The sequence below is a fragment of the Algoriphagus sediminis genome (genome assembly GCF_030403435.1).
Lineage (GTDB): Bacteria > Bacteroidota > Bacteroidia > Cytophagales > Cyclobacteriaceae > Algoriphagus > Algoriphagus sediminis.
In genome coordinates this window covers 565,684-588,341 of sequence record NZ_JAUEPH010000003.1, presented here as the reverse complement: position 1 = coordinate 588,341, position 22,658 = coordinate 565,684, and the positions used below count along the sequence as shown (strand labels likewise).

The window sequence follows — 22,658 nt, the reverse complement described above, 5'->3', positions numbered from 1 at the left end:
AATTTTTTAAGTAAGTCCAAGTTCAGATTTACTGTAATCTAAACAAGCGATAATATTATTTTCTTCATTGGCGAGCTTTTCTTCAGAAGTTAAACCCTCCAGCTTTGGCAGCTCTGCCGCAAAGCTATGTTCACTTACAAATTTCATGGTTTCTTCAAGGTTTTTTTCTGACTTTTCGCCGAAGGTCTCCCAATATTTATCCGTCTTACAGGGCACTTTCAATGGATCTCTTGTGATCATTTCTAAGGAAAACCGGATGTCTGAGTTTGCTTTTTGGCAAAGCTTTACCGCCTCCTCTAAATCAACGATTCCCTCCCCTAAAGGCACCTCAGATAACAGAAAACCACCCTCATATTCGCGAACTCCCATATCTTTCACATGAGTAGAATATGACACAGGTGCAAGATTCCGTATTACATCCATTGGATGCTCCAGAAGGCTCACATTATTGCCAAAATCCAGAGTAGCTCCTACCCAATTACTACCAATAGTTTCGATCATTTCGACCAGCTCCTGAGAAAACCAATCCTTATGGTTCTCCACAGCTAGTCTCATTTTATGTTTTCTAATGATGGGTTCTGCCCTTTGGATGGCCTGAATGGATTCTTGTTTGAATTTTTGGTAGGATTCAGCTGAATCAAATGTCTCATATCTTCTCCCACTTAGACAGGCGGTTCTCAAAACAGTAGCCCCAGCTTCCTTTGCGGAGCGAACTTCCTCTTCAAAAGCCGAAACCTCATTCTCGTTTTTTGGAAGTCCTATACTTCCTTCCAGGTAAAGACCCAGATTTTCTCTTTCATCCCGGACCTCCTTGGCAAAATCACTCGCCCAATTTCTCACCCCAACTTGTACTCCGCCTGCACCTATAGAGTGACAATGCCTCATTAGATCCAAAGCATTCTCAAATCCGGGATATTTGATAGAGCCCTTGTCTGCTCCCCAGCGGGACCAATAAGAATGGACCACAACCCCCATGCCCACTCCACGAAGCGGCTTTGGTAAGGAAGTAAAAGGCAGGGTCAAAGCAAGAAGTCCGAGACTTGACTTTTTTAAAAAGGATCTCCTGGTATTTGATTCGAAAATTTGGCTGGGGTTTATCATTTTAGGCTATTCTTCTGGTTTGGCTTCAGCCTCTCTCTGTATATGCTCATTCAGCTCCGGTGCACTCCAGGGATACACTCGCCCTTGGGATCGGTGCCTGGTAAACCCTACTGTTCCCCTGGATATTGGTGGCGCCTCATTTCCCCATTCGTTTCGAATATAGGTAAGTATGGATGCGATACTTCCGTCATCCATGGTCGAATGTGAAGGCATGACTGGTAAGATTTCTGGAGCATCATAAGTTTTTCCCGCTACCTCTAGCGGACCTTCCATCCCGTGCAGTAAGATCAAAGCCAAACGCTTTTCATCCCCTAAAACCCATTCTGAACCGGCAAGTGGCGGTCCCATTCTCGTTGCTCCTTTTCCGTCAGAGCCATGACAGCCTGCACAGCTCGTGAGATATTTTTGTCGGCCTTCGGCAAATTGTTTCCTCGCTCCTTCGTCAAGGATACCGGAAGAACTGGCTAATAGCTCAGGTTCATGACCAGGCCATACGAACAAGCTTTTTAGTGTTCCTATTTTTTTATCATCCAGGGGCAAATCAGATCTTGAGAAAAGCTCAGGTGAACTTGCCAATTGAATACTACCGACATATGCAGGATCAGCAGCCTGAATAGACATGGCCATCAGTACGCTTTTCTCTCTCCATCCAAACTCCTGATTTGAAGAATTAATCAGAGCCAAGGTAGCCTCCAACTCATCTGCATCTCCATTTTTTACAACAGCAGAGGCAAGATTTTCCATAAAAATCTCCCTTTCCATACTAGGCTCGGACCAGTCTGGCTCATTCCAGAGGGCCTGCATTAATTCAAATTCTTTCCCTTCAAGGCTGCTCATCACCGCGTCTCTAATTAGAGGCTCCTCACCATGATTGGCGAGAATCGGTTTCAAAGTTTGGATAGCGAACGGGGCATCTAAGGCCTCTGAGCTAAGAGCAATTTGTAAGGCTTCCTTCTGGTTAGGAGTCTGTGACATTTGCTCGAGTTTCAAAGCCAATGCATTTTTTAGCTCATCTGAGTTTTTGGACTCCTGCTCCAAAATTCGGAGGGCGGCATTCTTAATCGGAATCGAATTATCATCCAGTAACCTAACGAGAATAGAGGAATTCAATTGACCGAGTCCTTCCAAAGCCCATAAAGCATGAAGACGGCCTTTTTCCGAAGCTCCATCTTCAAGTGTTTTTTCAAGCAACGCAACCGCAAGAGGATCATTTCGCTCAACCAATAATCGCTGTGCCATATCCCTATGCCAGCCATTCTCGTGTGAAAGTGCCTCGACCAGGTCTTCAGTACTCGCTTGTGAATATTTAGGTGAGGGAGAAGGCTCCCAATCTTCAGGAACAATTCTCCAAATCCTACCGAGATGTACCGGCAAAACCAACCCCCTTTCAATAGTTTGCTCTTTCAAATAGGGTGTTACATAAGCTCCATGCTGAATCAACCCTCTATACATATCGGAGATGTAAAGACCTCCATCTGGGCCGAGGGCTGTGTTGGTTGGCCTGAAACGCTCATCTGTAGATGCTAAAAATTCAGTTCCAGGATTAGGATCAAAGGCGGTGAGAATGGCCCCATTTTCCTCTACCACATTTCGCTTGATCAAATTGCCTGAGGGTTCACAAACGAATACATTTCCATAATACTCCTTGGGGAAAGTTTCGCTTCTGTAAACCAATGGGGAACATGCTGCTGTAAACTCCAATAATCTGTTTCTCTCATCCAAGGTGCCAGGAATATAGCCCCTGTTTACTGCAGGATTTGAACGGATTGGGAAGACCTTTCGGTCAATAGTCAATCCATGATCAATACCTGTAGATGGCCTATGATTTGCGTTACGAGATAAATAATTTGGAGGAACAAGATCTCCATGGAGTTGTGACCAATTGTAATTATAAATGAGGCGACCCTCATCATCCTGACTTAACCCCCATTGGCCTCTTGCTTCCGTACTATCACGAATCCATTCACCATCAACCTCCTTGTACCGAAGTCTAGACTTGGCTGAATAATACCAATTATCCATTGCCCTCAGCAAGCCATTATCCGAGTGCTCAGGAATTCCATTTTGGGAATAAGTGGAGTCAAATAAAACCTTGGTATCGGCGACTAAATCACCATCCAAATCCTGAGTCATCCAAAGGGAATTATTCTCTGCAATCAAGGCCCCTCCTCTTACCAGGCCTACAGCCCTTGGCATTACCAGGCTGTCCAGATACACTGTGCCTTTATCCATTTGCCCGTCTGAATCCGTATCCTCAAGAATTGATATTCTACCGATTGGCTTATCCTCTTCTGAACCTTCCAGATCGGTCATAAAACCACGCATTTCTACCACCCAAAGCCGACCATCTTCATCAAATGACATGGCAATAGGATCCTGCACTAGAGGCTCAGATGCTACCAACTGAATTTTGAATCCTTCTTCCAAGACGAATGTTTTCATTTCCTCCTCAGCACTTCTAGCTGGTGAATCCTCAGTTTCAACAGGAATGCTTTTCTTTTCTTCACAAGCTGTCAACAACAACAGTCCAACAGCAGAGCCAATGAATAAACTACGTAACATCAGGAATTATTTTGGGTATTCTTTAATCAAAGTCCAAGCTTAAGTAGCCTGAAAATCAACTAAGTGAACATATTTTACCACTTATTGGTGGTATTCCCAAAATCATAAAGGACATTCGGTAAAAAATCTATTTGAAAGAGAAGTCAGGAAGCTGTATAAATAAAAAAGCAGTCCTTAGACTGCTTTGGCTGAATCAAGCTGATTGATAATTTCCTCATAATCCATCTTATTCCAATTTTCCGTGATTAAGGGATTTGACATCACCTTATCCATAATGGATTCCTGTAATTTACCCTGGGCATATGCCTCTGCATAAGGAATGTCCGTAAAAGTCACCATGGTATAAAGCGGAACCCAGTCTTTTGGATACAGTTCATGAAGCTTTGCCTCAATTTTTTTCCTGAGCATGAATTTAGGATCTGCCACTGTATCCCTCATCTCTACGAAGTTATCCATTGCCATCTGGCAAATAGCCGCAGTATCATCCTTTCGGATTTTCTGGAATTTCTCAAAAACCATATCCCAGCTGCTGGTTCCGTATTTTTCAATTAGCCCATTTAGAATGGAACAATCTTCAAAGCCACAATTCATACCCTGACCATAAAATGGCACCATGGCATGGGAGGCATCCCCGATCAAGAGACTTTGACCATTAACCCAAGGATAACATTCTACATTAATCAATGCTGAAGTAGGATTTCGGAAAAACTCTTCGGTCAGATCTGGCATAAGTTGATATGCATCCTCGAAGTAGGCTTTAAAAACACTGGTTAAATCACCAGCATCCTGAATTTTATCGAAACAAACTTTGGTTCCTTCAAAAGGCAGGAATAAGGTCCCGGTGAAGGATTTATCCGGGTTGGGCAGGGCAATGAGCATAAATTTACCCCTTGGCCAGATATGAAGCGCATTGGGATCCATTGCAAATTCACCATCCTCAGTAGGAGGTATAGTCAATTCCTTGTAACCGTGCGAAATGTACTCCTGCTTATAATTAAAGCGGATTTGCTTTTGCATGGACATACGCAAGGATGAGTAAGCCCCATCTGCCCCAATTATAACATCTGATTGGATCACCTTATCACCCTCCGGGGTTTCAAAGGTAATCTCCTGAGTTCTGAAGTCAGTGTCTTTAGCCTTGTGATCAAAGCAGAATTCAGCTCCCAGTCTTTCGGCTTCTTCAGCCAGAAGCTGATTGAATCCTCCTCTAGAAATAGAGTAAATCGCCTGGTCTTCCTTCCCATAGGGCGCAAAAGTAGTTCCTCCATGCTCATCATGAATTCTTCGGCCATACATCGGAATTGCCAAAGGCAAAACCTTGTCTTTAAGACCACACTCCTCCAAACTTTTCCAACCACGTGTGCTTAGAGCCATATTTATGGAGCGTCCACCTTCAGTAAAAGGCGTTTTTCTTTTGTCTGGTCGCTTATCATAGACCTTAACATCCAAACCCTGTCTCCTCAGGTAAATGGACATAAGAGAGCCGATTAATCCAGCACCAAGAAGAGTTACCTTGTTGTTTTTCATCAGGAACTAATTTACTGTCAATTGATTAAGCGAACTCAGCGAGGGATTGTTCCAGAATCCGGCCAAATTGATACACGTCCGTGAAGCTATTGTACATGGGCGTTGGAGCCAGTCTGATCACATTCGGATTTCTCCAATCGCCAACCACACCCTTTCCGTACCAGGAGTCAAAGACTGCCTTACCGCCTTTATGGATTAGCAAAGATAACTGACAGCCCCTTTCCGATGGGCTTCTAGGCGTAATTATTTCCAAAACACCTGATTCTCCGCTTATTTGCTCAATCAGAAACTCAAGATACCCTGTGAGAATCTCACTTTTCTTCCTGAGATTTTTGATCCCGGCTTTTTGGAATAAATCCAGTGAAGCTTGATGTGCTGCCAAAGCTAGAACATTAGAATTAGCCACTTGCCAACCGTCCGCTCCGTGCATTGGGATAAAGCCTTTCTCCATCAGAAACCTTTGACCCTCATCGTGTCCCCACCAGCCAGCAAATCTTGGTAAGTCCGCATTATCAGCAAAGCGTTCATGCACAAAGATTCCTGAAATATTCCCAGGACCGGAGTTTAAATACTTATAACTACACCATGTAGCGAAGTCTACATTCCAGTCATGCAGGCTGAGGGGGGCATTGCCCATGGCATGTGCCAAATCAAATCCACAATAAGCATCTATCTTATGAGCGGCCTCTGTGATGGATTTCATGTCAAAGAGCTGACCCGAGTAATACTGGATTCCACCCATCATCACAAGCGCAAGTTCTTCCCCGACCTCTTCAATTTTATTGATGATGTCCTCAGTCCTCAACGTGTGTTCTCCTTGTCTTGGTGCCAACTCCACAATCACTTCATCAGGATTGAGCCCATGAAATTTTACCTGACTTTCTAAAGCATATTGATCAGAGGGAAAAGCCCCTGCCTCGCAAATTATCTTATTCCTTTTGCCTTTTGGCTGAAAAAAACTGACTAATAGAAAGTGAAGATTACTAGTGAGATTATTCATGGCAACCACCTCATGGGTATGTGCACCCACTATCTCAGCGAGAGCGGGCTTCGATTTTTGCCTGATATACATCCAGGCATCCTCCCCCTCGAAATGACCATCTACAGCGAGCTCACTCCAATTTTGAAGTTCCTTATCGATGTAGGCTTTGGTGTTTTTTGGCTGAAGGCCCAAAGAATTTCCACAGAAATAAATCGCTGGATTACCATTAATCTGCGGAAACAGGAACTCATTCCGAAAACCTGCCAATGGATCCTTTTTATCCATCTCTCGGGCAAAGTCCTCGCTAAACTGATATTCAATATTGCTCATAGGTTCATAAGTCTGGAACAGTGAAAGTGTTTACTTTTCCATGTAAGTCCCGCATGATTTACAAGTCCGGTATTTATCATTTTTCCAAAACCTTTCCATGATTGGGGCAAGCTGCTTCACGATATCAGTAAGCTCCACATATTCTTCATGAAGCTTATTCCCGCAATTTTCGCAATACCAGAGAAAACCATCTTTTTCTCCTTTTCTCCGATATCTTTCCATTACCAGGCCGACAGTATTTGCAGGGCGCTGAGGCGAATGGGGTACTCTGGGAGGAAGAAGGAAGATTTCACCTTCTTTGATTTCCACATCTTTCGGTTTTCCATCCTCTATGATCTTGAGAACAATGTCTCCCTCTATCTGGTAGAAAAATTCTTCCCCTTCTTCGTAGTGATAATCTTTCCTGGCATTTGGACCCCCGACTACCATGACTATAAAATCATCATTGCCTTTGTAAACCTGCTGGTTTCCTACCGGTGGCTTAAGCAGATGCCTGTTGTCATCGATCCACTTGTTAAAATTGAAGGGTTTTGAAATGCTCATTTCTGGCTTTGGTTAATCTTTTTTTGAAATTAAAAGTATTAAAATCCAATTGATTTTTGGCTTACTTTGTTTCAAACATACTGTTTATGCCCCTCCCGATTTTTGACATGCATTGCGATTTGCTTTCCTACTTGGATAAATTCCCTGAAGCGAGTCCTTATGATGCGAGTGAGTATTTGCCTTGTGCGGTTCCATATTTAAAGAAGGGAAATGTCAAAACTCAGGTTTGTGCCATTTATACAGGAGTTTCTCCAGAATCTATGAATTCGGCCCTGAATCAGGCCAAAATATTCAGCGAACTTCCTTCTAAATACCCGAATGATCTCATTCATCTAGTTCAAAATCTAGATAATTGGCCCTCCTTAGAAAAAGTATCTTTAATCGCTTCGATCGAAAATGCAGCGGGTCTGGGAAATGAAAAGGCATCATTTTCTGAAATTGAAAAACAGTTTCAGAAAATTCGCTCACTGACTGGTCAACTAGCCTATATCAGTCTGACTCATCATACTGAAAATCGATTTGGAGGAGGAAACTATACCTCCGGAATTGGGCTAAAAGAAGATGGAAAAAGGCTGCTTGATTTAATGGACGGCCTTAAAATTCCTGTTGATTTATCTCATACTTCAGATGAACTGGCTGGAGGAATATTAAACCATATAACTCAAAAGGGATTGGAAATCCCGGTGATTGCCAGCCATTCCAATTTTAGGTCGATCTGGAGTCACCCAAGAAATATTTCTGACGAGTTTGCAAAAGAATTGATTCATCGAGAAGGCCTTCTGGGAGTAAATTTCCTAAGAGCTTTTTTAGATAATGAAGTTCCTGAAAGACTTTATGAGCATATCCTCCATGGGTTTTCAATCGGTGGGGAAAAGGCCATCTGCTTCGGCGCAGATTTTTTCTACACTAGAGACTTCCCTGACCCTAAAAGATTTCCTTTCTATTTTCCTTTGGCAGAAAATGCAAGTAAATATCCTTCGATTCTGGATCATCTGAATCAAAGGTTGACCAAGGAAAAACTCAAAGGTCTAGCCTATCAAAATTCCTTGAATTTTTACCAAAAACTCTGGAGCTAATGTCATCGCATCATTTTGTAAAAGAGCAACAGGAACCTGCAGTTTTCATCCTTGATACTGTTGGGGTTTCTTTTGACAGTATAGGCCCAATGCTGGAATGGGTTCCAACCGTCATAGCCACGGAAAAATCTCTTGAAAAAGTAATTAGCTGGGGGGTTAAAGTAGATGTCCTGATAGCAACTGAGAAATTTCAAAACGTAAATAAAAATCTCTTGAATGAACAATCCCCCATTATTTTTTTGCAATCTGAAAGTGAAAATTTCCTGAGTGATGGAATCAAATATTTACTAGCCACAGATCATTTTGCAGCACATCTGGTAGGCTATGATCACTCAAAATTCTTGGAACTTAATTCCTTGCTGGATAAGATAAACTTGACTATCATTGACCAAAACTGGAAGTACTATCCTGTACGCCATAAAAAGCTCTCCAAATGGTTTAGGGAATCTACCTTGAGATTTCTTGCAAAGGATGATTTACCCATCCAAATCAGTAATGAATCTGGAGTGACAATTGTTCCAAATTTATATCTGACTCAATTTGAAGTTCCAGAGGGCACCACAGCTTTGGAAGCAAAGGAGGTTTTTTGGATCGGGGAAGAACTCAAGGCTTCCAAATAGCCCTTGCCATTCTATCCTTACCGTTCAGATCTTTTTTGATTTCTATGGATTCATAACCTTCAGATGCCAATATTTCAGCGAGTTCATTCCCAAATTTTTCATGGATTTCGAAATACAGTTTCCCTCCATTTCTGAGTAGCTTCTTGGAAACCGAGGCTATTCTTTTGTAGAAAATGAGAGGATTATCGTCAGATACAAAAAGGGCCTTTTCTGGCTCAAATTCAAGTACATTTCTTTCCATCTGAAGCTTATCCGACTCCAAAACATACGGTGGATTACTCACCACAAAATCTAGTTTTGGCAGAGATATAATTTCTTTAAAAATATCTCCCTGAAAGAAATTTACATCTGTATTAAATCGATTTTGATTTGATTCAGCTACCGCCAAAGCTTCCCTAGAAACATCTAAACCGTAGGCTTTCCCCGAACCCAACTCGAGAAGTAAGGTGATAGGGATGCAACCTGTACCAGTCCCTATGTCCAAAAATGAATAAGCCGCTCTTTTGTTTTCCGTCAATATCCAGTGAACCAACTCTTCAGTCTCATTCCGGGGAATCAAAGTCGCCTCGTTTACTAAAAAATCACGCCCATAAAATGGAGCTTCGCCCAGAATATATTGTATGGGTTTCCCTGTGGCAAGACCCTTTAAATCAGCAAGGAAAAGCTCAGGCTTTTCAATATCTATATCGTTGTTCCAATCCTTCTTGCTGATCCCAAAATGCTTTTCCAAAAGCCAGGAAACCAATGACTCAGCCTCCACCGAATCGTATTGCTCAAGCTGAGCTACCCAGCCTTTAATTTGTCGAAATAACTGACTCATAATTTAACTCCGCAGTAGACTTTGCCGTAAAAGTACCAAACTAGCAAACCAACTATGAAAAGAATTTACTTTATCTATCTATTCTCACTCATCACTTCTTTTGCAACAGCTCAAACCGACAACAATTTTTGGTTCGGTCTAGACGGAAGCTACTGGCAAAAATCCATAAAGGACGGAAGCAACTTCGGAATTGAAAATGAGAAATTCTCAAGTATTCGTCCTATGATAGGACTAAAGGTCAGCGACAAATGGGATGTAGGAATTATGTCCAGCATCAACTCCTATGAGCAGCAATTGAATTCATTCCCATTTACTTATGAAAACCCGATCATTGGTGAAGATGGAATGGTTGTAGGCTATAATTCCAGAACAGATATCTACGATGTTTCGATTGATAACAACCTCTTTGGAGTAGGTCTCTTCGCAAGAAGGTACTTTACGCTTGGAGCAAAAACCTCAATCAATCTAAGCCCATACGTCATGAGAGAATCCGGAGATTCCGGTAACCTTAATATCTATTACCCTTCTGGATTTTTTGATCCGTGTATCAACTGTCTTAGCATTGTTGCTGGACCTTTGCAGGTGCCTATCCGAAAAGAGAATTGGAGGTTTGGGGTGGATGCCGCATTTGCTTATCAGGCAAGCGACTGGATTAAGCTTGAGCTTCGCGCCAATTTGCTTGAATTGAGGCGACAAAATATCTCAGATGCCAGAACCGGAGACTTTGACTCTTCCTCGACTGATCCAATTTTTGATAAGATCGAAGCCTATATGGGTTCCTACACAGATTTTGGCTCAGCAGTCAGTAGGGAAGGAATTCGTTTGGGTTTAGTTTTCAGCCCATTTTAATTTCATAAATCCTTCATAAAGAAATCCTACCTTTGTGCAATTAGTAAACAAAGGATGAGGCTACACAACAATACCATCAAAGGAGTACATTCTGCTCTTGAGGCGATTTTCGAAGAGGGACAATATGCGGATAAGGTCATTGCCAGAACGCTTAAATCTAATCCAAAATGGGGAGCTAAGGATAGAGCCTTCATAGCGGAAACTACTTATGATATGGTCCGCTGGTGGCGACTGATCAATTATCTCAGCAAGTCTAAAGACTACTGGGATCTCTTCGGGACTTACTGGCTGATGAAGGGAAACGAGCTTCCTCCTTGGGAAGAGTTTAAAGGCCTAAATCCAGAGAGACTTAAGGGGAAATATGAATCTCTAGAAGATCCTGCCACCATAGAGTCTTTTCCTGATTGGTTATATCAGCTGGGAGAAAAAGAACTGGGAGACAAATGGATGGATGAAGTTCACAGTCTTAACCAGGAAGCTGAAGTGGTTTTGAGAGTAAATACCATTAAGGCAAATCGCGAAAAACTTAAGAACCGATTAAAAGAAGACGGAATTTTAACCCATACCATTAAAGGCTATCCGGATGCCCTTATTCTGGAAGAAAGACAGAATGTTTTCCAAAATCCTGCTTTCAAGGAGGGACTTTTTGAGGTACAGGATGGCTCTTCCCAATTGGTAGCTGAGGCTATGGCGGTAGAGCCAGGCATGCGTGTAATAGATGCCTGCGCTGGTGCCGGTGGTAAAGCTTTGCACATCGCTGCAAAAATGGAGAATAAGGGAAAGATAATCGCCATGGATCTGGAAGAATGGAAACTTCAACAAACCAAACTGAGAGCCAGAAGATCTGGAGTTTCTATTATTGAACGAAAGCTCATCGAGGGTTCTAAAACGATCAAACGTCTAAAGGAGTCAGCTGATCGACTACTTCTGGATGTTCCATGTTCTGGCTTGGGTGTCTTACGCCGAAACCCGGATACCAAATGGAAACTCTCAGAAGAATCCATCAAAAAGGTACAAGAAACTCAGGCTGAAATTCTTCAAACTTACCCAACCATGCTTAAGCCCGGAGGGCAAATGGTATATGCGACATGCAGTGTCCTTCCTTCTGAAAATCAGGAGCAGGTCCAAAAGTTTCTCAGTAGTGAGGCCGGAAAGAATTTTGAGTTAATGGATGAGCAAAGAATTCTCTCTCAGGAGAGTGGTTTTGATGGTTTTTACATCGCACGACTTCTAAAAAAGTAGAGCCTGGAGGTCTGAAACTTAGGGTACAATTATGTACTTTAAAGAAAAATCAGGCCTATGACACTCGAACAAATATTTTCCATCGTCAACTCGGTTGCATTTTTCAGTTGGATATTCCTTTTCGTTTTCTACAAAAAGAAATGGGTTTTCACTGTAATCTTCTCAGGAGTTTTTGTGCTTATGGCACTGACATACATTTGGTTTATAGCCTCAGGTCTGGGAGGTGATTCACAGGGGGGATTTGATAGCCTGGCAAATGTCAAGGCTCTTTTTTCAAAGGATGAAGCAGTACTGGCCGGATGGATTCACTATCTGGTTTTTGACCTCTTCGTGGGAATGTGGATTACTCAAGATGCCAAAAAAAGGGGAATCAACAGATGGGTGATTCTACCTTGCCTCCTTGGCACTTTTATGCTCGGTCCGGCAGGTCTTCTCTTGTACATAATCATAAGAACAGTTCATTTGAAAAGATTCCCACATCACCCTTATGATGAAGAGCTGGTATTTTGAATTAGTAAGGAGAAATAGGCTTCTGGCTTACTCAGGGCTAATTTGTTTTATCATTTGCCTAGGGATGGTGATTCTCTCTTTTCTTGATGGTCGTCAGCTTTATGGGGTCAATATTTGGAACAAGCCCATTAAGTTTTATTTATCCATTGCAGTATTATTTTGGACCACAGGGTGGCTGATGAATGATATTTCGAATCGAAAAGCGGTTCGACTTATTAGCATTGGAACAGTAATTTGTCTGGCTGGAGAACTTGTAATCATTACTTTTCAAGCTTTCCAGGGCAAGGCTTCTCATTTCAATGTGTCCTCCCCTACCGATGGTATTCTTTTCGGAATTATGGGCATACTTATTTTTGTCAATTCCTTGTTCTATGTTTATCTGCTAATCCTTTTCGCAAGAGAAAAAGGTTTGGCAAAGGGTTATAAGGTTGGAGTGATGTTGGGACTGATCATTTTTCTCATAGGGGGGTATGAGGGTTACATTATGGCGGCAAGGTTGAGTCATACCGTGGGAGCGGCTGACGGTCAGGAAGGTATTTTCTTTTTAAGCTGGGCCAAAGCTTACGGAGACCTAAGAATATTTCACTTTTTTGCCTTGCATGGGCTACAGGTTTTATCTCTTGCCGGCTGGTACATTTTTCGCCATAACCCTAAAGGAATATGGGCCTTTGGGGTATTATATATTATTCTTTCTTCTGGCACTTTTTGGTATGCTCTTCAGGGAAAAAGCTTTCTCGGTTTTCTATAGTTAAAATTATTTTTCAAAGGCTTTTTACCACTCGGGATTTTGTGTGTATCTTTGGCGGGCAAATAGGGTTACCTATAACCGATATTTGCTATGAACAGAAATTCAGACAAGTTCCTCTACGAAGCTCTCACCTACGATGACGTGCTTCTAGTTCCAGGATACTCAGAAGTTCTCCCCCGAGACACTGATACCTCCACACAATTAACCAAAAACATCCGACTGAATATTCCTCTGGTCTCTGCGGCCATGGATACAGTTACCGAAGCAGAGCTTGCTATTGCTATCGCCTTGGAGGGTGGATTGGGATTTATTCATAAAAACATGAGCATCGAGCAGCAGGCTGCTCAAGTCAGAAAAGTGAAAAGATCTCAAGCAGGGATGATCTTGGACCCAATCACTTTGCACGTCAGTGCCAAAGTTAAAGACGCCGAATCTATCATGAAGGAATATCACATAGGAGGGATTCCTGTGGTGGATGAAAAACGTGTTTTAAAAGGAATCATTACCAATAGAGACCTAAGATTCATCAAGGATCAAAATCGGCCAATAAAAGAGATTATGACGACTGAAAATGTCATTACGGCAAAGTCAGGGGTGTCCTTGGAAGAAGCCGAGGAGATTCTTCAGGAATATAAAATCGAAAAGCTTCCCATTGTGGATGAGGATAATAAGCTTTCAGGTCTGATTACTTATAAGGACATTCTGAAGCGAAAGGATAAACCACATGCCTGTAAAGATGAGTACGGAAGACTTCGGGTAGGTGCCGCGGTAGGCGTAACGGCCGATATTGTGGACCGAGTGGAAGCCTTGGTAAAAGCAGGAGTGGATGTAGTTTCTATAGATACTGCTCACGGCCATTCTAAAGGTGTAATTGAAACCTGTAGAAAAATCAAAGATGCATTTCCAGAGCTGGAGGTGATCGTGGGAAATATTGCCACGGCAGAAGCAGCTATCGCATTGGCGGATGCTGGAGCAGATGCTGTGAAAGTTGGTGTTGGACCAGGATCTATTTGTACCACCAGGATTATTGCAGGTGTGGGAGTTCCACAGTTATCAGCAGTATTCGAATGCTCTGAAGCACTTAAGGATAGGAATGTACCGGTCATTGCAGACGGTGGTATCAGATATTCAGGAGATTTGGTTAAAGCCATAGCGGCAGGAGGAAATTCCATCATGATTGGATCCTTACTTGCTGGAACTGAAGAAGCTCCCGGTGAAATGATCATTTTCCAGGGAAGAAAATTCAAGTCTTACCGCGGAATGGGTTCTTTGGAGGCCATGGAATCCGGATCAAAAGATAGATACTTCCAGGATGCTGAAGATAATATCAAAAAGCTAGTTCCAGAGGGAATCGTTGGGCGAGTGCCTTATAAAGGTCTTGTGGCTGAGGTTCTTTATCAATTAGTAGGAGGTCTTCAGGCTGGGATGGGATATTGTGGTACAGCCACCATCGAAGATCTGAAGAAGAATGGCAAATTTGTGAAAATCACCGCGGCGGGCGTGAAGGAATCACATCCTCATGATGTAAGCGTAACCCGTGAAGCTCCAAACTATAGCTTAAAATCATAAAATGGAAGGCTGGTTTTTCAACCAGCCTTTTTTTATTTGTTTAAAATTTCCCTCATTTCTGAGTCTTGTAAACTGCAATTGAACCATTGCTCATCAATGGTGGCGTTGTAGTATTTTTTGTAAAAGTTTATAGCCGGCTCATTCCAATCCAAAACCTGCCACATCATTCCTGAGCAACCTTCTTCAAGCCCTTTCTGGATGATGGAATCGAAGAGCATCTTTCCAGCACCCTGCCCTCTTTCTTCTTCAGTCACAATTAAATCCTCCAGGTAAATTCGCTTGCCTTTCCAGGTAGAATAACGGTAATAATAAATAGCCGTACCGATTATTTCTCCTGTTGACTCTTTCTCACAGACAAAAAAACCAAAGACAGGATTTTTACCAAAGCCTTGTTCTTCCATCAGCTCTACAGTATTATCGACTTCATCCGGGGCTTTTTCATAAATGGCGAGTTCTTTAATTAACTCTAAAACCCTGGGTAGATCTTCTTTTACTCCTTCTCTTAACCTGAACATGTTTACAATCTGAGATTAAATTAGATTTTGAAAAACTGAAGGACTAAATTTAATCAAAAGCCCCATATATGTTTTTAGCGATTGATGTTGGCAACTCGAATATAGTTTTCGCCATCCATAATGAAGAAAATCAAACCTGGACCAATCATTTCAGATTGGATACTGAACCCGAAAGCCTCAGGGCCCAGCTTGCCAAAAAAGTACCGCTTTATTTTCTGGAGCATGGCTTAGGCCCTCAGGACATTGAGAAAATAGGAATTAGCTCGGTAGTTCCACATATCAATCCCATTCTTTTGGATTACTGCCAAAGCTTCCTGGGTACCAAAGCTTATCTAATTAGTAGTAAAAGCTACTCAAAGCTTCCGGTGAAAACCATCAGGCCGGATGAGATCGGGACAGATTTAATGTGTAATGTCCTGGCAGCCTGGGATAGGTTCCAACAGGCCAGCATCGTAGTGGATTTTGGAACAGCCCTGACCTTTACCGTCATAGATGATTCCGGTCAGGTTTTAGGAGTGAGTATCGTCCCTGGATTGAAGACTGCTATTCGCTCATTGTCTTCGGGTACCGCTAAACTCCCTCAGGTCGAACTCAAACTTCCTAAGTCAGTCATTGGCAAAAACACCGTTCACGCGATTCAGGCAGGTATTCTTTACGGTTATTCAGGCTTGGTCAAAGAAATGATTCAGAAGATCAAATCAGAAACCGGGCTATCTTTTAAGGTCATTGCCACAGGCGGTCTATCTGAAATTCTGACCAATCTCCAAGAGGTATTTGATGAGTCTGATAAAAATTTGACACTAAGAGGTCTTCGCCTTATGACTTTGGCAAACACCTAATCCAGCACCTTCGAATTCAGAAAAAGGTTAGGGTCAGGACAGTTCTTTGAGAAGTGTTCTTTTTCCCTTTCAGAGCAAACTCCGGGATAATCCCCTGAATTCTTTTCCATATCCCGCATTAATTGGAAATGAAGATGAGGTGGCCAATCCCCATTTTCAGGATATGGCCCCACGTGGCAAAGCAATTCTCCTGAAATAACCCTTTGACCTACCTCCAGAAATTTCAAATCCTCTCTTGACAGATGACCATAAAGGGAGAAAAGTGTCTTACCTTCCCAATCGTGCTTTAGAATAATCGTAGGTCCATAATCCGCAAAGCCTTTATTATCCTGAACACCCACAACTTCTCCATCCAAGGGTACAAAAACTTCTGCACCAGCCTCCACCCAAATATCAACCCCCAAATGGATGTTTCGAAAATCTTCCTGTTTGGTGGCAAACATGTCCGACCTTTGGTAAATGGCTCTTTTCTCTAGATAGCCACCAAGGCCAAATTTCTTATTTTCCGACTTCAACTGCCCAAATACAAATCGATTAAAAGCTTCAGTACTACTCAAATCAACCTTTTTCAATTCTTCATTTGCAGGAGAAAAATCCATTTTAAGGCTGTTCTCATGGGTCAAATCTTCCCCCATAATCGGGAAGATCAATGGTTCATTCCAATTCATCTTCAAATGTTAAAAAAATGATTCTTTATCCTAAACTCTTCATGTAAAAACTCTGGTTTAGAACCTTTCTTTTGTCGCAGATTAATTTTTACATTTCACTATGGAAAAACAGGAATTCCCCAGTTTCAATGACATTCGATTTGCAGCAGTAAGAATAAAGTCATTCATCCATAATACTCCTATCCTCACCAGCTCTGCCATAAATGAATTAGCGGGTTGTGAGCTGTTTTTCAAGTGTGAAAACTTCCAAAAAGTAGGAGCTTTCAAAGCCCGGGGTGCTGCCAACTCTGTGATGAAGCTATCCGATGAGCAAAAAAAGAAGGGAGTAGCTACCCACTCCAGTGGAAATCACGCCGCCGCATTGGCAAGGGCCGCTTCAGTTGCTGGAATCCCATCTTATATAGTAATGCCATCCAATGCACCAGAAATCAAGAAAAAAGCGGTCAAAGGATATGGTGGTAAAATAATAGAATGTAAACCCACGCTAAAAGCGCGAGAAACCAATTTGGAAAAGGTGGTAAATGAAACTGGAGCTACTTTTATCCCTCCATACGATTATATGGATGTGATAGAGGGTCAGGCTACTTGTGCCCTGGAATTCTTAGAAGCACAAGACAATCTGGAAGTTTTAATGGCCCCAGTCGGGGGAGGAGGTTTGCTCGGAGGGACTGCGCTTTTGTCTCATTATTGGGATCCTGAAATTGAAGTATATGGAGCAGAGCCAAAAGGGGCCGATGATGCTTACCAGTCTTTTAAAGCAGGTAGGCTAATCCCACAAACTAACCCTAATACGATCGCAGATGGGCTTTTAACCTCTTTAGGTGAGCTTAATTTTGAAATCATTCAGAAGTATGTCAAAGACATTCTACTTGCGAGCGATGATGAAATAGTTTCGGCTATGAGACTGATTTATGAGCGCATGAAGATCATCATAGAACCATCCTGTGCTGTGCCTCTGGCGGCTTTACTTGCCAACAAATCTAAGTTTCAAGGAAAAAAAGTAGGGATTATCCTCTCCGGAGGTAATGTAGATTTAGAAAAACTTCCCTTCTAAAGCCTACAATCCTGTCACCTCATTAATCCAATCGTAAGCTAAGGAAACACGGGTGTAAATATCTATTTCCCCATAGCTATTACCAACGTGTCCGATAAAAGGCTCTTCGGCCGAACCGGATAATATTCCGGCCACCAGCCATTCTCCATTCACTCGAACGAATAGCGGTCCACCACTATCACCTTGAACTGCTCCTGCCTCAAATTCGGTTACAGTTGGGCTACTGGTTCCAGTTCCCAAAAGAGGCTCATCAGGTGAAATATAATCATCACCCAGTGTGTTGATTTGTCCACTTGGGGAATCAAAATCCACGGCCAACAAACCACCAGTGAACGTTCCTGCTGAAGATGAAGATGTAATTCCACCTACCACCCTATCCAGAATACTGGAAGTAGCATGTTTCAAGGAATAAAAATCTGGATCTTGACCTGGTTCTTGAGAATAATCTCCAAAACCACATGCCCAAACCAAGGTATTCAAAGGTTCTGATTCAGTGGTGAGCATTTTTGCAGGGGTAATACCATTTAATGGCTCCTTCAGTCTCACAAGGCAGAAATCATTGGCTTTACCAAATATATCGTCATCCTCCAACCATGTTGGAAAGTAGATTACTTCTTCCACCTCGAGATAATTATCTTCATTATTGGGGTCATCACCATAGACCGCCCGAATTCCAGATTCTGGGGCAGGTGAAGATTGGTCATCAGAAACGAAGAAATTATGTCCGGCACTCAAAATCCAATCCGGACTAATGAGGACTCCCGAAGCAACGAAATCATATTCATCGGACCCATTGATACTGTAAACAAAGGAAACAACAGGTGAAAAATCAGGGTACTCGCTTGTATTATAGGGAGCATCATTCCTAGCCACTCTCTCATAATCGCTTAAGTCGAGATCTCCACGAATTCCGAAGGTGATATCACCATCTGGTCCGGGACCTGGAGGAAAAGGATTTTCTTCCTCACCACAGCTTGCCACAAGACCTAATACTGTAACCCAGATAAAAGAATTTCTTAGAATTTTCACATCCCTTTTTTTATCCAACCTTCCTAACAAAAACTTAGCCCAAAATTCCAAGTTTAGCCAAAATCTATTCAAATTGACGAGGACGTGCCTTATTGTATTCTTTTATTTTCCTTAAAAAGTATTTGCTCGGTCCATCTTCTGGTTCGAAATCTAGGCATTTTTCAAAAAGCTCCTTGGCAGGAACTACATTTACCTGTCGGTAAAAGCTCCAAGCTTTTTCATAAAGACCCAGAAATTCTTCCTGATTTTTTGACTCAGAAAAAATCACTTCATAAAGTTTGGTAAGTGCTTTTCTCCCTCTAAGGTTTACCTCATCAATTTTTCGGAATTTGAATTCATCCGGATTATTCAACATTATTTTACAGTCATCACTAATCAGGATCCTGACATTATAGGTTTTCGTCAACTCTTCTATCCGGCTTGCAGTATTTACGGCATCCGAAATCACCGTGCCATCCATTCTTTGGTCGCTACCCACAGTGCCTAAAATCAGATTTCCGAAATGAACCCCTATCCCCAGGCCTATATTCAATCCGGAGGATTTGTTGGCTTCATCTATTTGCTTCTGAAGCTCTATGGCAGCCTTTAAGGCATCATCTGGTGATTCTTCAAACAAAGCCATTACAGCGTCTCCAATGTACTTATCGATAAACCCGCCATTTTTAGAAATAATGGGATCAGTCCGTTTCAATAATCTATTGATGAATTCAAAAGTCTCCTTACTTGAAAGACCTTCAGAAAGAGAAGTGAAGTCTCTCACATCGGCAAAGAGTACGGTCATGTCCCTGGAAATGGAATCTCCTAGTTTTACATCAATAATATCCTCTTTACCGAGAAGTTTAAGGAATGCTTGAGGCACAAACCTCCTAAATGATTCATTAGTAAGCTTAAGCCTATTCGAAAGTTTCGCCTCATTTATAAATGCCTTATTGAATCGAATAGCGAGTAAAACAGATTGACTCAGGATCAAGAAAAAGAATCCATAAGGAAGGAGGTAATTTGAGCTTCCACTTCCTGCATCTCTGAAAGCCCAGATAAAATCGTAAGTCGCTGCTGTGTAGAAAAAAACAAGACCCGAAAGAAAAATAAAAGCTCCTTCTCTCTTTTTGACTACAGCTTTGATGACCAAATAAATGCAAAAGAGTAGAAAGGGAGGAGCCAAAATCAATGTGAAATAATTAAAGAAAACTGAACCGGTCCTCGTGTCTAAAACCAGAATCCCCAAGATGAAAACAACAGTTACGATTATGGGACTCTTAAAAACCCAAGATTTCTTATTCTCTAGGAATAATTTGAAAACAAAAAGTGTTTGAAACATAAAGGCAAGTCCCAAGCAGAGAAAAACAAGCCTCAAAATGAAACTATGGCTTAAACTGGGCCAAATATCTAGGAGTATAGCATCTGGACCTGCGAGTTCACGTACAGCTAAGAAAATACAAGCTGCACCGAAGAATAAACTTTCTTTAAATCTCTTTTGAATAAAAACCAGAAACAAATGGTAAATACCCATTATCAATAGAGCCCCTACTAACAAAAAGGAATACATTCGGTCTGTCCTATCCATCCGAAGAATGGACATTTCATCTCCCAAGAAAATAGGCGACCATATCCCAGATTGGAAATAATGGAAATTAGACACCTCAATCAATAAAATGATTTCTGCTGCTTCAGCAGTGAAGTACAGGACTTGACCTCCTACTTCTGGAACCACCTCATCTCTAGTACGCCCTATTTCACCCAACCCTCCCATCAAAGTCCCGTCAAGAATTATACGGTGAGCGCTATGGATGGTAGGGATTTTCAATCCGTAGATTTGACCATTTCTAAGACCTGAAATCCTCAACCTGTAGGTACCAAATCCTTCAGTATAATTAGGCCCGAAATCGGAGACTTCATGCCAGTCTCCTGGTACATTCAGAATTTGTCCTTCGTCTTGAGGAGAGATTTCTGTGGCAAACTTCTGAAAAAAAAATTCCCATTCTCCTGAAAGAGGAAACGCAGATAATTTACCTGATTCAGAAGGTTCGGCTTTCAACACTCCAGACCTTGCAGAAAAATTGGACCGGCCAAAAACGGTAAAATGAGCAAGAAGACTCAGGAATATCAATAAGAAACCAGAAAAAAGCTGGTTACGCTTCATTAATTATTTTTTGCAATGCTAATATAAATTTCAGGTAGTAAAGCTCCTCTTTTAAGAAATGAAATGTTTCCTTCAGCTGAGTAATCCTTTGGTCTGACTGCATTTGGCACCCAATTCTCAGACATTATACCCATAGCTTGATAGGTCATGGTCAGTAACTCGCTACAAAAAATCTGCGCAGTACCTGTAAACTTTCCACTATGTCTTCCCTCGTAGTTTTCCTTCCACATCTTAAGATCGGTCGGAAAAACGGCACTGGAAACAGAAGGCATGAATTGCCACATTTTTTTATAAGACTCAGCATCCATCGGGGTATTATTTGGCCGGGTGGCAAAAATACTGTCGTAGTAATTATTCATATTTGTCTGAAGCCTTTCTTGGAAGGGTACTAACATCGGTCCCGTTTTATTTTTACCAGTAATCAAATCAGGAAGGTTAGTTAAGCTGTTTGATTCCCAAAAAAGAACATCTGGCCATAGACCTTTTTTCCCTATATCCTCAGCAAGAATAATCATACCTGAGTGAGTCCATTTACTCCCTTCAAGAAATTGAATCATTTTGCTCATAGGAAAATCCCCATGCATCAAAACCACATCACCGGTTTTAAGATCATTTTTGATTTCATCATATTTTACACTCCAGTCCATTTGAAAAATTATGTTAAGTTAGAACAGATTTAATTCGAAATAATATACTCATTAATATCCTAAATGGAACGGTATGAAAAAGATTGGTTTCACTGAACTAGAGCAGATAATCCTAGGCACGGCATTTTTGGGAAGTGGAGGTGGTGGAATGACCAAAACCGGTTATGATTTTCTTAGCAAGCTGAAAAGTGAAAAACCTGACCTCTCCATTTCCTTGGTAACCAAGGACGACAACCTAGACCAGAACTCATTGGGCATGGTCATTTGCGACATTGGAGCTGTCTCAGCAATCGAGAGTAGACAAGATATCGCAATTTCTGCAGCTTTCGAAAGTCTTGCTACCTATCAAAAGAATTATACACAAGTTGAAACCCTTGCTGTATTACCAGTGGAGTTAGGGCCAGAAAGTACAATGGTTCCATTTGTACTTGCCGCAGCAAATCCAAAAGTGGTGGTTTTAGATGGTGATGGGGCCAGACGGGCCGTACCTCAGATAGAGCTCACAACCTGGGCAAATGGAGACTTGTCTGTCTCTCCGGCAGTGATTACCAATGACCAGAATAAATCGGTCACCTTGATTTGTGATTCATCAGCAAAGCTCGATGAAATGCTTAGACCAATAATAAGCATACCAGATTTTGGTAATTCCGCCAGCCTCGCGATGTTTTCCAACCCCATCTCCAAACTTATACAAACCATGATACCTGGAACTATAAGTCTGAGCATAGCGATGGGTAAGGTTATTCAGAGTTTACAAAAACTATCTATTCCTGATCAAGGATCTCTTGCAGAAGTAAATAAACTAAAAGCCCAGCTGATCGGAAAAGGTAAGGTATTAAATACATTGGATAATGTAGGAGGGGGCTTTGACCATGGAAAAATAGTAATTGCAGATAGTGAAAAAGCCGGATTATTCTATACCATACTGAATCAAAATGAAAACCTCATTGTTTTTTCTACCCAAGATACTTCTCCGCTAGCCATTGCTCCTGATCTCATATGTGTGATTACCCGAGAATTTAGAGTGATCACTAATGGTGAAATATCGAGCGCGGATGAACTATTTATCATTCGAGTTCAAGCTCCTGAAGTCATGAAATCCGAAAGAATAATTAAAGGCTTTCAGAGCATCATCAATAAAATGGGTTATGCCGGTTCTATGGATGTAAAAGCTACTGACCTCATTGGACTTGGAGATTTGCTTCACGATTTATTAAAAAAAATAAAGTCAAATGTTTACTAAAAAAGAAGGCCCAAATTTAATTTTTCGAGCCTTCTTTCTAAAAA

General features: G+C 41.7%; 21 protein-coding genes. 10 read left to right on the top strand and 11 right to left on the bottom strand.

Translation table 11 applies throughout. The features are described 5' to 3' along the window. Positions 1-6: 6 nt before the first annotated feature. The 5 genes from QVH07_RS08955 to QVH07_RS08935 all read right to left on the bottom strand — a co-directional run bounded on the left by QVH07_RS08955 (position 7) and on the right by QVH07_RS08935 (position 7,045). Complete coding sequence (locus QVH07_RS08955) at positions 7-1,101, bottom strand: sugar phosphate isomerase/epimerase family protein (RefSeq protein ID WP_289999827.1); 1,095 nt, start codon at positions 1,099-1,101, stop codon at positions 7-9. A gap of 6 nt (positions 1,102-1,107) precedes the next feature. Then, the gene (locus QVH07_RS08950) at positions 1,108-3,663 is read right to left on the bottom strand and encodes a DUF7133 domain-containing protein (protein WP_289999826.1); all 2,556 of its coding nucleotides are present in this window, start codon (positions 3,661-3,663) and stop codon (positions 1,108-1,110) included. Positions 3,664-3,837: 174 nt separating this feature from the next. After that, the gene (locus QVH07_RS08945) at positions 3,838-5,190 is read right to left on the bottom strand and encodes an FAD-dependent oxidoreductase (protein ID WP_289999825.1); all 1,353 of its coding nucleotides are present in this window, start codon (positions 5,188-5,190) and stop codon (positions 3,838-3,840) included. Positions 5,191-5,215: 25 nt separating this feature from the next. Next, positions 5,216-6,502 (bottom strand): kynureninase, encoded by a 1,287-nt coding sequence (gene kynU, locus QVH07_RS08940; RefSeq protein ID WP_289999824.1) that lies wholly within the window; start codon positions 6,500-6,502, stop codon positions 5,216-5,218. Positions 6,503-6,532: 30 nt separating this feature from the next. Further along, complete coding sequence (locus QVH07_RS08935) at positions 6,533-7,045, bottom strand: 3-hydroxyanthranilate 3,4-dioxygenase (RefSeq protein ID WP_289999823.1); 513 nt, start codon at positions 7,043-7,045, stop codon at positions 6,533-6,535. An 86-nt stretch (positions 7,046-7,131) separates the two neighbouring features. On the opposite strand from QVH07_RS08935, the gene QVH07_RS08930 reads away from it, so the two are divergent. After that, entirely contained in the window at positions 7,132-8,121 is a 990-nt protein-coding gene (locus tag QVH07_RS08930; RefSeq protein WP_289999822.1) for a dipeptidase, read from the top strand. Beyond that, positions 8,121-8,741, top strand: coding sequence for a thiamine pyrophosphokinase (locus tag QVH07_RS08925; protein ID WP_289999821.1), 621 nt, complete (start codon positions 8,121-8,123; stop codon positions 8,739-8,741). The genes QVH07_RS08930 and QVH07_RS08925 overlap by 1 nt, the downstream gene beginning before the upstream one ends. On the opposite strand, the gene prmC is transcribed toward QVH07_RS08925, so the two are convergent. Further along, complete coding sequence (gene prmC, locus QVH07_RS08920; RefSeq protein WP_289999820.1) at positions 8,725-9,561, bottom strand: peptide chain release factor N(5)-glutamine methyltransferase; 837 nt, start codon at positions 9,559-9,561, stop codon at positions 8,725-8,727. The genes QVH07_RS08925 and prmC overlap by 17 nt on opposite strands. Positions 9,562-9,615: 54 nt before the next feature. Between prmC and QVH07_RS08915 the strand changes: the two genes are divergently transcribed. The 5 genes from QVH07_RS08915 (at position 9,616) to guaB (ending at position 14,479) form a co-directional block, all read left to right on the top strand. After that, positions 9,616-10,410, top strand: coding sequence for a hypothetical protein (locus QVH07_RS08915; protein ID WP_289999819.1), 795 nt, complete (start codon positions 9,616-9,618; stop codon positions 10,408-10,410). A 54-nt stretch (positions 10,411-10,464) separates the two neighbouring features. Continuing rightward, entirely contained in the window at positions 10,465-11,652 is a 1,188-nt protein-coding gene (locus QVH07_RS08910; protein WP_289999818.1) for an RsmB/NOP family class I SAM-dependent RNA methyltransferase, read from the top strand. A gap of 57 nt (positions 11,653-11,709) precedes the next feature. Next, positions 11,710-12,162 (top strand): ABA4-like family protein, encoded by a 453-nt coding sequence (locus QVH07_RS08905; protein ID WP_289999817.1) that lies wholly within the window; start codon positions 11,710-11,712, stop codon positions 12,160-12,162. Then, positions 12,140-12,910, top strand: a complete 771-nt coding sequence (locus tag QVH07_RS08900) for a hypothetical protein (RefSeq protein ID WP_289999816.1) — start codon at positions 12,140-12,142, stop codon at positions 12,908-12,910. The genes QVH07_RS08905 and QVH07_RS08900 overlap by 23 nt, the downstream gene beginning before the upstream one ends. A 90-nt stretch (positions 12,911-13,000) precedes the next feature. Continuing rightward, positions 13,001-14,479 carry an IMP dehydrogenase gene (guaB, locus tag QVH07_RS08895; RefSeq protein WP_289999815.1) on the top strand — a complete coding sequence of 493 codons (1,479 nt, stop codon included), beginning with the start codon at positions 13,001-13,003 and terminating at the stop codon, positions 14,477-14,479. Between the two features lie 32 nt (positions 14,480-14,511). Here the strand turns inward: guaB and QVH07_RS08890 are convergent, their stop codons facing one another. After that, a complete protein-coding gene (locus tag QVH07_RS08890) occupies positions 14,512-14,994 on the bottom strand; it encodes a GNAT family N-acetyltransferase (RefSeq protein WP_289999814.1) in 483 nt (160 codons plus the stop codon). A 68-nt stretch (positions 14,995-15,062) separates the two neighbouring features. On the opposite strand from QVH07_RS08890, the gene QVH07_RS08885 reads away from it, so the two are divergent. After that, a complete protein-coding gene (locus QVH07_RS08885) occupies positions 15,063-15,833 on the top strand; it encodes a type III pantothenate kinase (protein WP_289999813.1) in 771 nt (256 codons plus the stop codon). On the opposite strand, the gene QVH07_RS08880 is transcribed toward QVH07_RS08885, so the two are convergent. Continuing rightward, on the bottom strand, positions 15,830-16,501 hold the full coding sequence (locus QVH07_RS08880; RefSeq protein WP_289999812.1) for a peptidoglycan DD-metalloendopeptidase family protein: 672 nt from the start codon (positions 16,499-16,501) through the stop codon (positions 15,830-15,832). The genes QVH07_RS08885 and QVH07_RS08880 overlap by 4 nt on opposite strands. 100 nt (positions 16,502-16,601) lie before the next feature. On the opposite strand from QVH07_RS08880, the gene QVH07_RS08875 reads away from it, so the two are divergent. Beyond that, positions 16,602-17,555, top strand: coding sequence for a pyridoxal-phosphate dependent enzyme (locus QVH07_RS08875; protein ID WP_289999811.1), 954 nt, complete (start codon positions 16,602-16,604; stop codon positions 17,553-17,555). Between the two features lie 3 nt (positions 17,556-17,558). On the opposite strand, the gene QVH07_RS08870 is transcribed toward QVH07_RS08875, so the two are convergent. The 3 genes from QVH07_RS08870 to QVH07_RS08860 form a co-directional block, all read right to left on the bottom strand. Continuing rightward, positions 17,559-18,584, bottom strand: a complete 1,026-nt coding sequence (locus QVH07_RS08870; RefSeq protein ID WP_289999810.1) for a S1 family peptidase — start codon at positions 18,582-18,584, stop codon at positions 17,559-17,561. A gap of 64 nt (positions 18,585-18,648) precedes the next feature. Further along, the gene (locus tag QVH07_RS08865) at positions 18,649-20,724 is read right to left on the bottom strand and encodes an adenylate/guanylate cyclase domain-containing protein (RefSeq protein ID WP_289999809.1); all 2,076 of its coding nucleotides are present in this window, start codon (positions 20,722-20,724) and stop codon (positions 18,649-18,651) included. Next, positions 20,724-21,371, bottom strand: a complete 648-nt coding sequence (locus QVH07_RS08860; RefSeq protein WP_289999808.1) for a hypothetical protein — start codon at positions 21,369-21,371, stop codon at positions 20,724-20,726. Before QVH07_RS08860 ends, QVH07_RS08865 begins: the two co-directional genes overlap by 1 nt. A gap of 73 nt (positions 21,372-21,444) precedes the next feature. On the opposite strand from QVH07_RS08860, the gene QVH07_RS08855 reads away from it, so the two are divergent. After that, entirely contained in the window at positions 21,445-22,614 is a 1,170-nt protein-coding gene (locus QVH07_RS08855) for an S-methyl thiohydantoin desulfurase domain-containing protein (RefSeq protein WP_289999807.1), read from the top strand. Positions 22,615-22,658 lie beyond the last annotated feature (44 nt).

Coding starts and splice junctions, on each gene's coding strand:
- QVH07_RS08880 (WP_289999812.1), bottom strand. CDS start 16,501: ATGAATTGGAATGAACCATTGATCTTCCCGATTATGGGGGAAGATTTG.
- QVH07_RS08930 (WP_289999822.1), top strand. CDS start 7,132: ATGCCCCTCCCGATTTTTGACATGCATTGCGATTTGCTTTCCTACTTG.
- QVH07_RS08905 (WP_289999817.1), top strand. CDS start 11,710: ATGACACTCGAACAAATATTTTCCATCGTCAACTCGGTTGCATTTTTC.
- QVH07_RS08945 (WP_289999825.1), bottom strand. CDS start 5,190: ATGAAAAACAACAAGGTAACTCTTCTTGGTGCTGGATTAATCGGCTCT.
- QVH07_RS08925 (WP_289999821.1), top strand. CDS start 8,121: ATGTCATCGCATCATTTTGTAAAAGAGCAACAGGAACCTGCAGTTTTC.
- QVH07_RS08855 (WP_289999807.1), top strand. CDS start 21,445: ATGAAAAAGATTGGTTTCACTGAACTAGAGCAGATAATCCTAGGCACG.
- prmC (WP_289999820.1), bottom strand. CDS start 9,561: ATGAGTCAGTTATTTCGACAAATTAAAGGCTGGGTAGCTCAGCTTGAG.
- QVH07_RS08900 (WP_289999816.1), top strand. CDS start 12,140: ATGATGAAGAGCTGGTATTTTGAATTAGTAAGGAGAAATAGGCTTCTG.
- guaB (WP_289999815.1), top strand. CDS start 13,001: ATGAACAGAAATTCAGACAAGTTCCTCTACGAAGCTCTCACCTACGAT.
- QVH07_RS08950 (WP_289999826.1), bottom strand. CDS start 3,663: ATGTTACGTAGTTTATTCATTGGCTCTGCTGTTGGACTGTTGTTGTTG.
- QVH07_RS08890 (WP_289999814.1), bottom strand. CDS start 14,994: ATGTTCAGGTTAAGAGAAGGAGTAAAAGAAGATCTACCCAGGGTTTTA.
- QVH07_RS08885 (WP_289999813.1), top strand. CDS start 15,063: ATGTTTTTAGCGATTGATGTTGGCAACTCGAATATAGTTTTCGCCATC.
- QVH07_RS08955 (WP_289999827.1), bottom strand. CDS start 1,101: ATGATAAACCCCAGCCAAATTTTCGAATCAAATACCAGGAGATCCTTT.
- QVH07_RS08915 (WP_289999819.1), top strand. CDS start 9,616: ATGAAAAGAATTTACTTTATCTATCTATTCTCACTCATCACTTCTTTT.
- QVH07_RS08875 (WP_289999811.1), top strand. CDS start 16,602: ATGGAAAAACAGGAATTCCCCAGTTTCAATGACATTCGATTTGCAGCA.
- QVH07_RS08935 (WP_289999823.1), bottom strand. CDS start 7,045: ATGAGCATTTCAAAACCCTTCAATTTTAACAAGTGGATCGATGACAAC.
- kynU (WP_289999824.1), bottom strand. CDS start 6,502: ATGAGCAATATTGAATATCAGTTTAGCGAGGACTTTGCCCGAGAGATG.
- QVH07_RS08910 (WP_289999818.1), top strand. CDS start 10,465: ATGAGGCTACACAACAATACCATCAAAGGAGTACATTCTGCTCTTGAG.
- QVH07_RS08860 (WP_289999808.1), bottom strand. CDS start 21,371: ATGGACTGGAGTGTAAAATATGATGAAATCAAAAATGATCTTAAAACC.
- QVH07_RS08865 (WP_289999809.1), bottom strand. CDS start 20,724: ATGAAGCGTAACCAGCTTTTTTCTGGTTTCTTATTGATATTCCTGAGT.